Below are 13,550 nucleotides of genomic sequence, written 5' to 3'. Positions count from 1 at the left end.
CAGCGTCGAGATCGAAAATTTCGTGCGCTTCATCCGGCAGATCCTCGAACCGAATCCGTCAGAGCCGCTTGCTCACGTACGGCCCGTCCTGGTGGTAGCCCAGCTTCTGGCGGTAGTACTCTCGAGCGCCGATACCCGAAATAACGCTGAGTTTGTCGTATCCGGCGTCGGCGGCGAGGTCCTCGGCGCGTTCCATCAGACGGCGGCCGTAGCCCCGGTGTTGGTGCTGGTCGGACGTCCCCTCTTCGCCCATCGTGACTTCCGAGCCGTAGACGTGGAGTTCGCGCACGAGCGCGGCGTTCTCGAGTTCGGCCCTGACCGGATCGTTCGGGAACCGAAGCCGGCAGAAGCCGATCAGCAGGTCCTGCTCGAAGTCCTCGACGGAGATGAAGTGTTCCGTGCCACCACAGGCGTCGTACTCCAGCACGTCGAGGTCGACCTCCTCGGGTTCGGCGTCGTTCATCCCGACCTCGCGACAGCGGATACACTCACACGACCAGCCGTGTTCGTCCATACGCTTTCGGGCGAGTTGCCGGAGGTTCGACTTCCAGACGCCAGCGTCGATGAAGTCAGCCGGGATGTCTCGCTGGACGCGCTGGAGACGCGTGTAGCGAGGGATCATGTCCTTGATTTCGGCAACGAGTTCAGCGGCTTCCTCGTTGCCCAGCGGCTCGAACTCGCCTTTGTGCCACCAGTCGTAGGTCGCCGTTCCGCGGACGATCAGCGTCGGGTAGATCTTGAGGTAGTCGGGCTTCCAGGCATCTTGCTCGAAGATCCGTCGGAAGTCCTCGAGACACATCTCCGTGCTCATCCCGGGCTGGCCGGGCATCATGTGAAAGCCGACCTTGAAGCCAGAGTCACGCAGGCGCTGGTTGGCCTCCATCGACTCCTGGACTCCGTGGCCGCGGTGCATCTCGCGGTTGATCCGCTCGTAGGTCGTCTGGACGCCGACTTCGACTTTGGTGCCGCCGAGTTCGAGCATCCGGTCGATCTGTTCGGGATCACACCAGTCGGGTTTGGTCTCGAAAGTCGTCCCGATGTTGCGTATGTCCGCCGTTTCGTTCTCGGCGATGACGTCTTCGACGTATTTCCACTCGTACTCGTCGGGATCCTGGGCGAAGCTGACGCCCTCTGCGGGCTCGGGTTCTTTCTCGACGTCGAAGTCGTTCATCGCCTCGAGTGCGCGCTTTACGAACCACTCCTGATAGTCGTGAGAGCGGGCGGTCATCGTCCCACCCATCAGGATGAGTTCGACCTTGTCGACGGGGTGGCCGATCTCGCGCAGTTGCTCGAGTCGAAGCGTGACCTGTCCGTACGGATCGTAATCGTTCTGGACCCCGCGGGCCGCGGCGGGCTCTTCGCCCGTGTAGCTCTGTGAGGACGAAAACTCCGAGTCCGGTCCACCAGGACAGTACAGACATTTCCCGTGGGGACAGCGCTCGGGCGAGGTCATGATCGCGACCGGGGAGACGCCCGATGCGGTGCGGACGGGCTTGCGCTGGAGGACCGCCTCGAGCGTCTCTCGGTGTTCCTGGGGGGCGTAATCGAGCAGTTCCGAGTTTTTCGGCACCTTCGGTGCCGAGTGTTCCGAACAGGCCTCGAGTTTGGCCTTTTCGACGTCGTCTTCGTCGATCTCGCCGGCAAGGATTCGCTCGACGAGCGTCTCACAGACCTGCTCGAACGCCTCTGTTTCGGTAGGTTCGGGCGTCTCGGTGCTCACTACACGAGGATGGTCTCCCGTCGCGAATAAGCGTGTCGGAGTCGAAACTGGCTGTTTCCCTCGACTCGTCTTACGTCTCGCTCGAGTCGGGAGCGTGCATCACAATGCCGATGATTTTTGCCGACCGGCACCTAGGCTCGACCGATGCACGAGGTCGAGGTCACCGTCGTCGTCGAGCCATCGCCGCGGGAACTGCTTGCAATCCTGTCGCCGCGGGCCATCCTCGAGGCCGCCGAGATTTACGACGTTCGCTCGCTCGAGCCGACAACCGACGGTGAGCGCGCCGTCGTCGTGTTCGACGGCGAGGAGCTGACGATCAGCTTCGTCGAGCGCGAAAACGGCTACGAGTACACCTTCGTCGACGGTGGCGACATGTTCGCGAAACGCCACTCGGCGATTACCGTCGAACAGGGAGCGAAAACCCAGGTCGAGGCGACCACACGCTACACGTTCGACTCGTTCTGGTCGTTCGTCCTCGACCGACTGGCGGCCAAGACGGTAACGAAAGAACTCGAGACGACGATCGCGAACCTCGTCGCGGAGGCAGCCGATCAGGACGCCGACGCAAGCGCGTCGACCGACTCGCTCGAGAACGCAACCGACGGCTCACACGAACCCGTCTCTGACGGTTCTGATCACTAGTTCTCTCGCGTCGGCACGCGCTGTAGGGTTTGTCCGTCACCCGCAGGGTTGGAAGAGAGCGGCCGCTTTCTGGGTGTCGGTCGATAACGTCGAGAAGTGTCGCGGATCAGCTTTCGGGGCCTGATCAGGCCAGCGTTTCGACGAGGGCGTCGATCGCTGCGTCACGAACGGCACCGCGTGCGCCCGGCAGGAACGCGACGTGGCCGTCGGCACCGCCGACGACGTGAACGCCAGCATCGGGGACCTGCTCGGCGATTGCGTCACCGAGTTCGCGGACGTCGACGGCGTCGGTCGCTCGAACGTGGAGTTCGTCTTCGCCGACACCGAGGGTCGCAAACGGCGCGTCAGAGCGGTCGCGTTCCTGTCGGTGAAGTTCGTCGAGCAACAGCACCGTCGTCGGGAAGTTGTACCGGTGCGTGAACGCGGCCGTGTCGAGAACCGTCAACGTCACGCCGTCCTGACCGCGGATCGTGCTGTTGTCCCGTGCAGTCTCGAGTTCGGTCTCGAGTTTCGCGCGGAACTGTTCGGAGACGTGAGCCGCGAGGTCGCCCTCTCGTGCCTCGCCGTTGAACAGCAGGTCGGCGACGAGTTCGCGTTTGTCCTTGTACGACTGGTAGTAGGCCTCGAGCGAGACGGCCTCGCGTCGCTCGGAGAGTGCGGTCTCGTCGTAGCCGGCGTCGGTCGCCAACTCGAGGTACGCCTCGGGAGTGTCCTCCCAGTAGCTGACCGCGGGCAGGTGGCCGAGGTCCTCGCGAACGTCGTCGTTGACGTGTGCAGCGACGTTGGCGGCGAGCGCCGTCGAGGTGAGGTCGTCGACGTTTGCGCCCTCGAGCGAGGGGGCAACGGCGACAGAGACGGCGTCGGTGACCGCTTCGTCAGCGCGACTGTCGTCGATGACGATCGCTTCGGCGTCGTACATCGAGAGCAGGTCGTAGCCGTGGACGGACTCCTCGGTCGAGCCAGCGTCGACGAGGATGACGAGCGGGAGCTGCTCGCCGTGGCGGTCGCGAGCCTCGAGCATCGAAGTGACGTCGTTCGTCGCGGCGTCCATGTCGTAGACGCGGTCGTCGAGCGGTCGGCGCTCGAAGTAGTGGTACTCCGCGTCGTCGCGGGTGTGTTTCTCGCGGATCAGCGGGAGTACGGCACGCTCGATCGCAGCGCCGGCGACGTAGCCGTCGGCGGTTGCACAGTGGCGGACAACGATCGGACGAGCTTCCATGACGGCTCGTCGGATCGCCGTCGCAGCCTCGACGATCTGGCTCTCGACGGCGGCGATGGCACCGTGGTCGGCCAGCAGCGATCGGTCGTCAGGGCTGGCTTCTCGCTCGATTGCGGTTTCGAGGCGGTCGACGACGGCCGCGCGCTCGTCGGCTTCGAGGACGTCGAGCGTCTCGGTTTCGACCTGGAGGTCGCCGTGGTGGCGTTCGACCTCGCCTTCGAGGGCGACGACGTCGTCGACATCGACGTCGGGGTAGGCGCGGACGCCGGCTTCCTCGAACGCCGCACACTCGACGGTGCCAGTCTCGTCGCGGAGTTCGAACACCGTCGGGCCGCTAGTCTGGCGAACGCCGGTGATTTCGCCCTCGAGCCGGACGACGGAGCCGACCTGATTGTTGATCGCTTCGATCGTCGTTCGCTTGAGCGCCGGTTCGGGCTCGGGCGTGGCGTCGGCCGCATCGTCGGTCGACGGCGTCGACGCGGCGGCGGTTTCGGTTGCGACGGAGCCGCTGGCGCTGGCGACGGCTTCCGTCGCGTTCGCGGTGGCGGCACCCTCGTCGGGTGTGCCCTGGGACGGTTCGGACGACGTGTCGGCTTCGCCATCGTCGTCGGCCGAGTCCGCGTCAGCGTCCGCGTCGTCTTCGAGGTCCGCTGGACGGAACTCCTCGTCGGCGGTTTCGATCAGTTTTCCGCGGAATTCGCGGTCAGACTGTCGGATCGACCAGCCGAGGTCGACGTTCCCGTTGTCGCGGACGTCGAGAACCTGGACGAAAACCTCGTCTCCAGGTTCCCACTCGAGGCTCTCGAGTCGTCGGTCGAGTTCGCTTCTGTGCAACAGTCCAGTAACGTGATCTCCGACGTCGATGAAGACGCCGAAGTCGGCGTAGCCGTCGACGGAGCCCCGGTAGTAGCGGCCGGGGGTGAGGTGCGAAGGTGCGGTGCCACGAAACTCGAAGACAGCGTCCTCCTCGTGACTCTCACAAATCTCGCCGTCAACGGGCGTGCCGCAGATGATACAGTTACCCATCTACTCGGTTCAAACAGGTTCGGCCTAAAACGGTTGTCGAAATGCTTCCGCGATGGGTGCCCGCGACGATCACTCGAAGACCGGCGAGTCGTCCTCGAGTGCCTCGACGTCGCGGACGATCTTTCGGACGTCCTCAGGGAACAGCGACACCTGTATCTCGTTGCCGTCGTCGTCCTCGAAGACGAGTTTGACGCGTTTGTCACCGAACTCGCGCGCCTCGGCCGATTCGACGTCGAACAGTTTGACGGTCGCCGACTTGTTCGACGGTCCGACGTTCTTGATCGATCCCTCGTTCAGCTCTACCATGAAGTCCTCGAGCGTCAGCGCGAGCATACGCGCTGTACGGGCCGCTAGTAAAAAACGCCACGGCATCGTCGACGGTGTCCGCCGATCACCAGCGAAGCGACTGTCTGTGCCGCGGCCGCCGTCTGTCGAATGGCCGGCCCCCATCCAGAAGTGGATGCTCGACCATGCACGGTCGCGAATGCGACCGACCGCATGCGTGGTGTGTCAGGTCCGCCTGCGGCATCTCGACCATCCAAGAGCGGACGTATAAATGATGGTGATTGTACACACGCGACAGCCAGTCGTTTACCGCGACTCGAGTGTGCCGACCCCGACAGGAACGCGGCTCGAGCATGTGACCTCGCGGCCGATATCGGTACGTGATCGCTCCCAGCCGCACACATCTCCCACCCACTTTTAAGGGAGAGACACGCTAACCAGTAGAGTGATATGGAGCTCACCTGGCATGGCCACTCGACGTGGCACGTCACCGTCGGGGGTACCGACCTGTTGATCGACCCGTTTTTCGACAACCCGAAAACCGATCTCGAGCCGTCGGACGTCGACACGCCGGACTACGTCCTGTTGACCCACGGTCACGCCGACCACATCGCCCATGCGGGCGAGTTCGCCGAGGCGACGCTCGTCGCGACGCCAGAGATCGTCTCCTACTGCCAGGCGGAGTTCGGCTTCGAGGACGCCGTCGGCGGAATGGGGATGAACCTCGGCGGCACCGTCGAGTGTGGCGATGCCACCGTCACGATGGTCCGGGCCGACCACACGAACGGCATCATGACCGAGTACGACGTCGACGCGGGCATGCCCGCCGGGTTCGTCATCGCCGACGGTGACCCAACGGCGTCCGATTCGACGACCATCTACAACGCCGGAGACACCGCCTTGATGTCCGAGATGCGCGACGTGATCGGCGATCACCTCGAGCCGGACGCTGCGATCGTCCCCATCGGCGACCACTTCACCATGGGCCCGAAACAGGCCGGCGTCGCCGTCGACTGGACCGGCGCCGACCACGCGTTCCCACAGCACTACGATACGTTCCCGCCAATCGAGCAGGATCCCGCAGACTTCGAACGCGCGGTCTCCGACGCCGACGTCCACGTCCTCGAGGCCGACGAGCCGTTCGAGCTGTAATCACGTTCCAACAACTGGGGTTTTTCAACGGACTTGACGGTACTGTCCTCGAGAACAACGTTTAGGAAGCCGGCCGTGGACTGCTCCAGTGTCATGGCGAAAACCGTCACCACCGTCTCTGAAGAAGGGTTCAGTGCCACGAACGAGATCCGCGAGTTCGAGACCGCGATCGACGCCAACGGAGAGGACGCACCGGACACACTCGGGGCGCTGCTCGCCGCGTACGCCTCCTGTTACGTCCCTGCGCTGCGCGTCGGCGGCCAGCAACGCGGCGTCGACGACCTGGGCAAAGTCAAAATCGAGTCGACCGGCGACCTGAACGACGACGACAAACTCGAGTCCGTCTCGTTCGACGTACACGTCGAAGCCGACGTCGACGACCAGACGGGAGAGAAGATCATCGAACGGGCCTTCGAACTCTGTAAAGTCCACGACGCGCTCAAAGACGAGTTGCACGCCGACTGCACGATCGAAGGCGACGCGTTCTAACCAGAGTCGGCTGACGACGGATCCGACCGCGCTCGATTCTCTGGAGTGGCTAACGACAGCGATGTCGAACGAACAGTGGGTGAGTACGGGCGACGACACCATCGCGGTGGCGGCGCAGCCGGGATCGGGCGATAGGAAGCCACCCTCGATGAGCTGGTCGATGAGCCCGCCACGTGATCGGCCGTCCTTCTCGTCGCGGTCATTCGAGGGGAAATCCGGAGCGGATAGCAGCGGTTTTCTCCGCTCGGGAGCGCCCACGTATTTGAAAAAAGCTGACGTCGGCGGGCTGTCAGAGGCGATTTGCCCTGTGGAATTGTCACTCGAGATAACCCAGGCCGCGTAGCTGTTCGGTGATCTCTTCGAACTCGGCTTCGGTTAGCTGGCCCTGTTTCTGGTGCTGGATGACGATGCTGCGAAGCAGGAAGCGGACGAGGTCGCTCGTGCTCTGAAAACTCGTTCCGTCGATCGTCTCTTCGACCCGTTCGGCGAGATCTTTCGGGATCGAAACCGTGGTGTACTCGGTCATATACGATACTCCGTCGCCGCCCCCAAATGCGTGTCGACGGGCGACGGGCGTCGGCAGTCTTCGTAGCGGTTTTGCTACCGGACGACGAATCGGGTTCTATGGGAGTGCGGCCACCATCGAGCGGAGACGACGAGGAACCGAAAAGCGTCGAGTTCGGAATCGCTGCCGTCGACGCCCGACTACGGGACGGCGACCTCTCCTTTCCGGCGACGAAAGACGACGTCGCAGCGGAGCTCGGTCACGAACGCATCCCCTACGACGTCCACGGCAACGACATCGCGCTAGGCGAGATGCTCGCAGAAGTCGACACCGAGGAGTTTCGGTCCCGACAGGAGCTATTGAACGACCTGCATGAACCCTTCGAAGCGTATCGAGAGGCCAATTCCGGCGGCGTCTTCCAGCAGGTCCGGTCGATGCTTCCGTTCTGAAAAACGTCGTATTACGGTTCGATCGACGCATCCTGTTCGTCGACGCCAACCGTCGATCGTCGCTCTCCGATCGTCTCCGGCGGTCGAGCGGCCTCGCCCGCTGCCAACGGTTCTTTCTTACTCGTCGTCGGACTCGCGTGCTTCGCGCGTGATCTGCTCGAGCCGGCGTCGCTGTTCCCGGTGGAGCGTGACGAGCATGTCCGACAGAACGCCGAACATCAGGAGTTGAACGCCGACCAGGATTGCGGCAGCGGAGACGACCGCGAGAATTTCGTGGCCGATGCCGTACTGGAGCCACCGCCAGAGCACGTACACGGCGATGAGGCCGCCAGTGACGATCCCCGTGAGACCGAGACTCCCGAAATAAAACAGCGGGTTGTTCGTCTTCGCGAGCGAGTACAGCGCGAGGATAATGGTTCCACCGTCCGTGATTGGATGGAGATTCGTCTCTGACTCTTCGGGGCGGGCGCTGTAACTGATCGGGACGACCGTCGTCTCGACGCCGTGTTTGACACACTCGACGGCGAGTTCGGTCTCGATCGTAAAGCCATCGGAGTCGAGCGAGAGCCGTTCGAAAGAGTCCACCGTGAACGCACGGTAGCCCGACAGGATGTCGTCGTAGTCCGGGCCGTGGATGAACCGGAACGCGCGGTTGATCATCCGGTTGCCGAAACCGTTCAACGCTTTCATCGCGTCGTCGTCCATGTCCGCAAAGCGGTTCCCGATGACGTGTTCGTAGCCGCGTGAGAGAGGCTCGAGCATCGTCTCTGCGTCGGCGGGATCGTACGTCCCGTCGCCGTCGACCATCAGGACGTACGGCACGTCGAGATACTGGACAGCTTCACGAACCGCCTGCCCTTTCCCATCGCCGGACTGGACGATGACACCAGCGCCGCGCTCACGAGCGATCTCCTGGGTCTCGTCGTCAGAGTCGCCGTCGACGACGACGACGTTCGTAAATCCCTCCTCGTAGAAGCCGTCGATCACGTCGCCGATCGTGGCGGCTTCGTTCAGCGTGGGGATAAGGACGCAGACGTCCTCAGCCGAAATTTCGCGCGTCTCGTCGGTCATCGTGAAGACCTCGCCACCGTCTCCACGGAGCCGTGAATCCGCGCGAACCGCGTCGTGTTCCATCGACCGAACTGTCTCCCCTGTGCCCGCAAAAGACTACTGATTGCCCAGTGGGCTCGACGAGGCGAGGACATCGTCACGCTCACTGACTCACCAGGTCAATCCCTCGTACACCTCGAGATCGGCCGCGTCGACGTCGATCCGGCGACCGTCGACGACCACCCGCCGGGCCATCCCCGCGAACGAGCAGTCGTCGAACTCGGGCCAGTCGGTCGCGACGACTGCGCCGTCTGCTTCTTCGAGTGCCTCGCTCGCCGAGTCGGCGTACGCGGCCGGCAGATCCGGATAGCGCTCGCGGACGTTGTCGATCGCAACCGGATCGTAGGCGACGGGCCGGGCACCTCGTTCGTCGAGCCGGCGGATCACGTCGAGCGCACGGGACTTGCGGACGTCGTCGGTGCCGGGCTTGAACGAGAGGCCGAGAACGGCGATCCGGGCTCCCTCGAGGTCGACGTGGTCGGCGAGCAAGTCGACCAGCCGTCGTGGCTGGCCGTCGTTGACGGCGACGGCGGCGTCGAGCAGGTCTGGCTCGTACCCCTGCTCGCGAGCACCAGCACGGAGGGCGTCGACGTCTTTCGGGAAACAGGACCCACCCCAGCCCAGCCCCGAGCGCATGAAGCGTGCAGAGATTCGGTCGTCGAGACCGACTGCCTCGAGCACCTCGTAGGCGTCCGCGCCGTACTCCTTGGCGACGTTGCCGAGCTCGTTCACCAGCGAGACCTTCGCGGCGAGGAAGGCGTTGTTGGCGTACTTGATGAGTTCGGCCTCCCGAAGGTCCGTCTCGACGAGGTCCGTCTCCTCGCTCGACAGGATAGGATCGTAGAGCGCTCGCAGTGTCGACGCCGCGTCGTCGCTGGTCGTGCCGAGTACGACCTTGTCGGGCGCTAAGAAATCCGAAACGGCCGTGCCCATCCGCAGGAACTCGGGGTTCATCGCGAGTTCGAGCCCCTCGCCGACCTGGGTGCCGGATTCGGCCTCGAGGATCGGGCCGACGACCTCCTCGGTCGTCCCGGGGAGGACGGTCGACTTGACCACCACGAGGTGGTCGTCCTCTTTCGTCGCGAGCGCCCCGCCGAGCGATTCCGCTCCGGCTCGCATCGGCCCCAACTCGAGGCTGCCGTCCTCGGTACTCGGCGTCGGGAGACAGAGGAAGGTGACGTCGGTGTCACGAACTTCGCCGTAGTCGGTCGTCGCCCGGAGCCGCGTCCCGGCGTGGTCGGCGATTCGTTCTTCGAGCCCCGGTTCGTGGATCGGGGCGTCGCCAGCGTTGATGGCGTCGACGATGTCCTGATCGATCTCGACGTTGACGACCTCGTGACCGAGGTCTGCGAGACAGGCGGCGATCGTCGTGCCGACATAGCCGCTGCCGACGATAGAGACGTTCATACGGAGCGAAACGACGGCGTCCGGTTAGTCGTTTTTGGGTGCTGGCCTCGAGCGGACCGTTCCCTGCGATCGGAACGACGGAGCGATCGGCCGAGAGCAGAGGCCTCGAGACGGGTGTGAACCCCCATATGGCGTGTCCGACGAGCGACTCTCCAACACGAGCGGGGTACGGCGTGGGCTGTGTATCAGGACGATACTTCCCGGCGTGAAGCAGTAGTTTTGACTGAGAAAACTGTTATCATGCGAGCATATGTATGTAAACCATGGTAAGTAATGGCATACAACCGACTCCCTCGAGTTCTCCGATCGGAGACGTCGCGTATCTCGCGCGGTCTGAACACCGCGTTCCGGCGCTCGTCGCGGTGACCGACCGGCCGCGGAGCCGATCCGAACTCTGCGAGCTGACCGGCGTTTCATCGTCGACGATCCGACGGACGCTCAGGGAGTTCGAAGACCGATCCTGGATCCGAAAGGAGGGATACCGGTACACGACAACGCGGCTCGGCGACGCGATCGCGTCGGGGATGACGGATCTGATCGGCCTCGTCGAGACCGAACGAAAGCTGCGCGACGTCTGGCACTGGCTGCCGGATGAGGTGAGTGCGTTCCCGGTCGAGACGTGGGCGAAACTGACGGTGACTGTCGCCGAGCCCGATTCGCCGTACTGTCCGGTAAATCGGTTCGAGTCGCTCCTCACACAGACGAGCAAGCTACGCTTTCTCCGGCCCGAGGTCGCCCTCATGGAGCCCGTCCTGGACGAACTCTTCGGGCTGATCGACGACGGTGCGGCCGTCACGCTGGTCGACCGGCCGAGCTGTCACTCGTACTTTCGATCGACGTATCCAGAGCGAAGTTCGGAGATGATGAGCCGAAATAATTTCACGGTTCTGGAACACGACGAACTCCCGTCGTACGGAGTTGGGCTCCTCGACGACCGCGTCATCATCAGCTGTTACGGGCGAGACAGTGGGTCAGTCAGGGCAGTGATCGATACCGACGTCCCGGCGATTCGCGAGTGGGCGGAGTCGGTTTACGCGTCCTACGAGTCGGACGCTCGGCCACTCGAGCCCCAGCCTCTCGAAGAGCCACTCGAGTGAGCGAGCGACGACCTGGCTCACGGCGTTTTCGACGAGTTCCCCGAGATAGCAAGTGGCGGCGTTTTCGACGAGTTCCCCGGTAGAAGGAGAGCGGCGCGTGAAACGGGGACACGGTACGGTGAGATCGCAGCCGGTGGCGTCCGTGCAGGGAGTGAGCGGGCGGCACCACTCGCCGAAACACCACTGAGTAGCTACACCGGTTTCGACCCGGTAGCGCCTTTCGGGACGACGGTCGCGCCGTCGTCTTCGACGCCGACGCAGAGCACCGAGTGGGGTGCAAAGTGGGTGTCGGTCTCGAAGTACCCGAGGTAATAGATGTCCGTACAGACCATCACCGGATCGCCGGCCGCGAGACGGTCCCGGATTCGTTCGCGGACCGGGCCCCACGCCTCGCCCTCGTGGTTGTCGACACCGATCTCGAGCAGTTCGAAGAACGTCCCCTCGATACGCGGTGGTCGGCCGACGAAGCCACGAGACGGGCTGTCGGGAAGCTCGAAGTACGTGAAACCGAGACCGGTAGCCAGTCCGAAACAGGTCTGTTCGTCGTCTTCCCAACCGTAGTGGTCGGAGAGATTTCGAAGCGACGTCGACCCGCAGTGGCGACCGGTCCGGTGACGGTAGTCAGACACCAGCACGTCCATGCTTGCTCGTATCGTCGCAAAGCGAAGAAAGATTCCGTGGGTGTGCGTCGACCCCGTCGAAGACGACACCTCGAGGGGTCGACGGAACCGTTCAGGGCCAGAGTCCCCTCGAGTCGTGTGCGTCGGCGATCCGGGAGAGGGCAACGACGTACGCCCCGTCACGCCAGGTCACGTCGCGGTCTTCGACCGCCGTGCGGACGGCGTTCCAGGCGTTTTGCATCTCGGTCTCGAGTTCCTCCTGGACGCGCTCGGGCGACCACTTGCGGCGGTTGATGTCCTGGAGCCACTCGAAGTACGAGACGGTGACGCCGCCGGCGTTCGCGAGGATGTCCGGGATCACCGTGACGTCGCGTTCCTCGAGGATGGCGTCGGCGGCGGTCGTCGTGGGTCCATTCGCGCCCTCGACGACCAGGTCGGCCTGGATCTCGCCGGCGTTGTCCGCCGTGATCACGTTGCCGACGGCCGCCGGTACCAGGACGTCGACGTCGAGTTCGAGGAGGTCGTCGTTCGAGAGCGTGACCAGGTCGTCGCGTTCGGCGGCATAGCTGGTGACCGCCTCGGGCTCTTCGTCGTGGGAGGGAATTCCGGCAACATCGAGCCCATCTGGGTCGTAGATCGCGCCGTTGACGTCCGAGGTGGCGACGACAGTCGCTCCCCACTCCTCGAGCAGGCGGGCGGCGTTCGCCCCCACGCTGCCGAAGCCCTGGACGGCCACGGTGACGTCCTCGAGCGGGCGGTCGTAGTACTCACAGGTCTCTCGGGTGACGATGGCGACGCTGCGGCCGGGAGCCTCTTCACGGCCGTAGGAACCGCCGACTGCGGGCGGTTTTCCGGTGACGACGCCGGGAGTGGTCTCGCCTTCCTGCATCGAGTACGCGTCCATCAGCCAGGCCATCGTCTGCGGGTCGGTTCCCATGTCGGGAGCAGGGATGTCGACCGTCGGACCGATCACCTCGCGCAGCTCCTGGGTGAACCGCCGAGTGAGTCGCTCTTTCTCGTCGGTAGAGAGCGATTTTGGATCGACGACGATACCGCCTTTCGCGCCGCCGAACGGGAGATCCATCACGGCACACTTCCAGGTCATCCACATCGCGAGGCCAACACACTCGTCGCGGCTGACCTCGGGGTGATAACGCAGTCCGCCCTTGTATGGGCCGCGGACGCTGTCGTGCTGGGCGCGAAAGCCGGTGAAGACGTCGACGGTCCCGTCGTCGCGCTCGAGTGGTACCGTCACCTCGTGGACCGACGCCGGGTGCTCGAGCCGTTCGTGGATCGCGTCGTCGATCTCGAGCGCCGCGGCCGCGCGGGCGAGCTGGCGGCGTGCAGTCTCGAGGGCGCTCTCGTCCGCAGATTCAGTCGGTACTTCGTCCGAAACGGGCTGGTATTCGCGTCTGGTCGCCATCGTCACTCGATCGCCGTCCCTCGGTTGCGCATGTCTGTCCCACAGTTCGGACACGACTGTGGGGCTGTCGCACACACGATGGTTCCGCAACTAAAGCACTCGTACGTCGATTCCTCGAGGGTCTCGAGTTCGATCGTTCTCGTAGGCATGGATGGATACGCCTCTGTCGCGTACTTCCGTCCGCAACGTTATAGGCGTTAAAGGGATATTAGGATATAGGTTTTGGTTAAACATTCGTAGCTCGCCACTCGCCTGGCATCGAGTACAGTCCGATGGTCGGGTGGCAACCGATTCGGCCTGTAGTCGCGACCCTGGCTCCGCTGGTGGGGGGCCGTCGAACTCACACGAACGTGCGGTCCCAGGCGGGGAAACCGACCGAAATGACCATACTTGTGGAACCGTGGAT

14 protein-coding genes are annotated in these 13,550 nt (G+C 63.8%); 5 read left to right on the top strand and 9 right to left on the bottom strand.

Going from position 1 to position 13,550, the window contains the following annotated elements:
• Nucleotides 1-58: 58 nt before the first annotated feature.
• Nucleotides 59-1,720 carry a tRNA uridine(34) 5-carboxymethylaminomethyl modification radical SAM/GNAT enzyme Elp3 gene (locus AArc1_RS05600; RefSeq protein ID WP_117363441.1) on the bottom strand — a complete coding sequence of 554 codons (1,662 nt, stop codon included), beginning with the start codon at nt 1,718-1,720 and terminating at the stop codon, nt 59-61.
• A gap of 144 nt (nt 1,721-1,864) precedes the next feature.
• Between AArc1_RS05600 and AArc1_RS05595 the strand changes: the two genes are divergently transcribed.
• Nucleotides 1,865-2,362, top strand: a complete 498-nt coding sequence (locus tag AArc1_RS05595) for a hypothetical protein (RefSeq protein WP_186336654.1) — start codon at nt 1,865-1,867, stop codon at nt 2,360-2,362.
• A 124-nt stretch (nt 2,363-2,486) separates the two neighbouring features.
• Here AArc1_RS05595 and AArc1_RS05590 read toward each other — a convergent pair whose 3' ends face one another.
• Together AArc1_RS05590 and AArc1_RS05585 are read right to left on the bottom strand one after the other, a co-directional pair.
• Nucleotides 2,487-4,607, bottom strand: a complete 2,121-nt coding sequence (locus tag AArc1_RS05590) for a DHH family phosphoesterase (RefSeq protein ID WP_117363440.1) — start codon at nt 4,605-4,607, stop codon at nt 2,487-2,489.
• Between the two features lie 69 nt (nt 4,608-4,676).
• Entirely contained in the window at nt 4,677-4,940 is a 264-nt protein-coding gene (locus tag AArc1_RS05585; RefSeq protein WP_117363439.1) for a hypothetical protein, read from the bottom strand.
• Nucleotides 4,941-5,342: 402 nt separating this feature from the next.
• On the opposite strand from AArc1_RS05585, the gene AArc1_RS05580 reads away from it, so the two are divergent.
• On the top strand, nt 5,343-6,044 hold the full coding sequence (locus AArc1_RS05580) for a metal-dependent hydrolase (protein WP_117363438.1): 702 nt from the start codon (nt 5,343-5,345) through the stop codon (nt 6,042-6,044).
• A 93-nt stretch (nt 6,045-6,137) separates the two neighbouring features.
• Entirely contained in the window at nt 6,138-6,533 is a 396-nt protein-coding gene (locus AArc1_RS05575; RefSeq protein ID WP_117363437.1) for an OsmC family protein, read from the top strand.
• Between the two features lie 316 nt (nt 6,534-6,849).
• Here AArc1_RS05575 and AArc1_RS05570 read toward each other — a convergent pair whose 3' ends face one another.
• A complete protein-coding gene (locus AArc1_RS05570; RefSeq protein ID WP_117363436.1) occupies nt 6,850-7,059 on the bottom strand; it encodes a ribbon-helix-helix domain-containing protein in 210 nt (69 codons plus the stop codon).
• A 98-nt stretch (nt 7,060-7,157) separates the two neighbouring features.
• Here AArc1_RS05570 and AArc1_RS05565 point away from each other — a divergent pair, with 98 nt between their 5' ends.
• Nucleotides 7,158-7,487: a DUF5789 family protein gene (locus AArc1_RS05565; protein ID WP_117363435.1), complete on the top strand. Its 330-nt coding sequence runs from the start codon at nt 7,158-7,160 to the stop codon at nt 7,485-7,487.
• A 117-nt stretch (nt 7,488-7,604) separates the two neighbouring features.
• On the opposite strand, the gene aglJ is transcribed toward AArc1_RS05565, so the two are convergent.
• Nucleotides 7,605-8,621 (bottom strand): S-layer glycoprotein N-glycosyltransferase AglJ, encoded by a 1,017-nt coding sequence (gene aglJ, locus AArc1_RS05560; protein ID WP_117363434.1) that lies wholly within the window; start codon nt 8,619-8,621, stop codon nt 7,605-7,607.
• Between the two features lie 87 nt (nt 8,622-8,708).
• Nucleotides 8,709-10,004, bottom strand: coding sequence for a UDP-glucose 6-dehydrogenase AglM (gene aglM, locus AArc1_RS05555; protein ID WP_117363433.1), 1,296 nt, complete (start codon nt 10,002-10,004; stop codon nt 8,709-8,711).
• Between the two features lie 263 nt (nt 10,005-10,267).
• On the opposite strand from aglM, the gene AArc1_RS05550 reads away from it, so the two are divergent.
• Nucleotides 10,268-11,101, top strand: coding sequence for a helix-turn-helix transcriptional regulator (locus AArc1_RS05550; RefSeq protein ID WP_117363432.1), 834 nt, complete (start codon nt 10,268-10,270; stop codon nt 11,099-11,101).
• A gap of 191 nt (nt 11,102-11,292) precedes the next feature.
• Here the strand turns inward: AArc1_RS05550 and AArc1_RS05545 are convergent, their stop codons facing one another.
• The 3 genes from AArc1_RS05545 to AArc1_RS05535 all read right to left on the bottom strand — a co-directional run bounded on the left by AArc1_RS05545 (nt 11,293) and on the right by AArc1_RS05535 (nt 13,293).
• Nucleotides 11,293-11,742: a BtrH N-terminal domain-containing protein gene (locus tag AArc1_RS05545; RefSeq protein WP_117363431.1), complete on the bottom strand. Its 450-nt coding sequence runs from the start codon at nt 11,740-11,742 to the stop codon at nt 11,293-11,295.
• 91 nt (nt 11,743-11,833) lie between these two features.
• Complete coding sequence (gene gdhB / locus AArc1_RS05540; protein ID WP_117363430.1) at nt 11,834-13,144, bottom strand: glutamate dehydrogenase GdhB; 1,311 nt, start codon at nt 13,142-13,144, stop codon at nt 11,834-11,836.
• Between the two features lie 2 nt (nt 13,145-13,146).
• A complete protein-coding gene (locus tag AArc1_RS05535) occupies nt 13,147-13,293 on the bottom strand; it encodes a rubrerythrin-like domain-containing protein (RefSeq protein WP_117363429.1) in 147 nt (48 codons plus the stop codon).
• Nucleotides 13,294-13,550 lie beyond the last annotated feature (257 nt).

The sequence above is a fragment of the Natrarchaeobaculum sulfurireducens genome, from assembly GCF_003430825.1.
Classification (GTDB): domain Archaea; phylum Halobacteriota; class Halobacteria; order Halobacteriales; family Natrialbaceae; genus Natrarchaeobaculum; species Natrarchaeobaculum sulfurireducens.
Note: the sequence above shows the minus strand (reverse complement) of the source record. Positions and strands in the feature narration are given on the sequence as shown.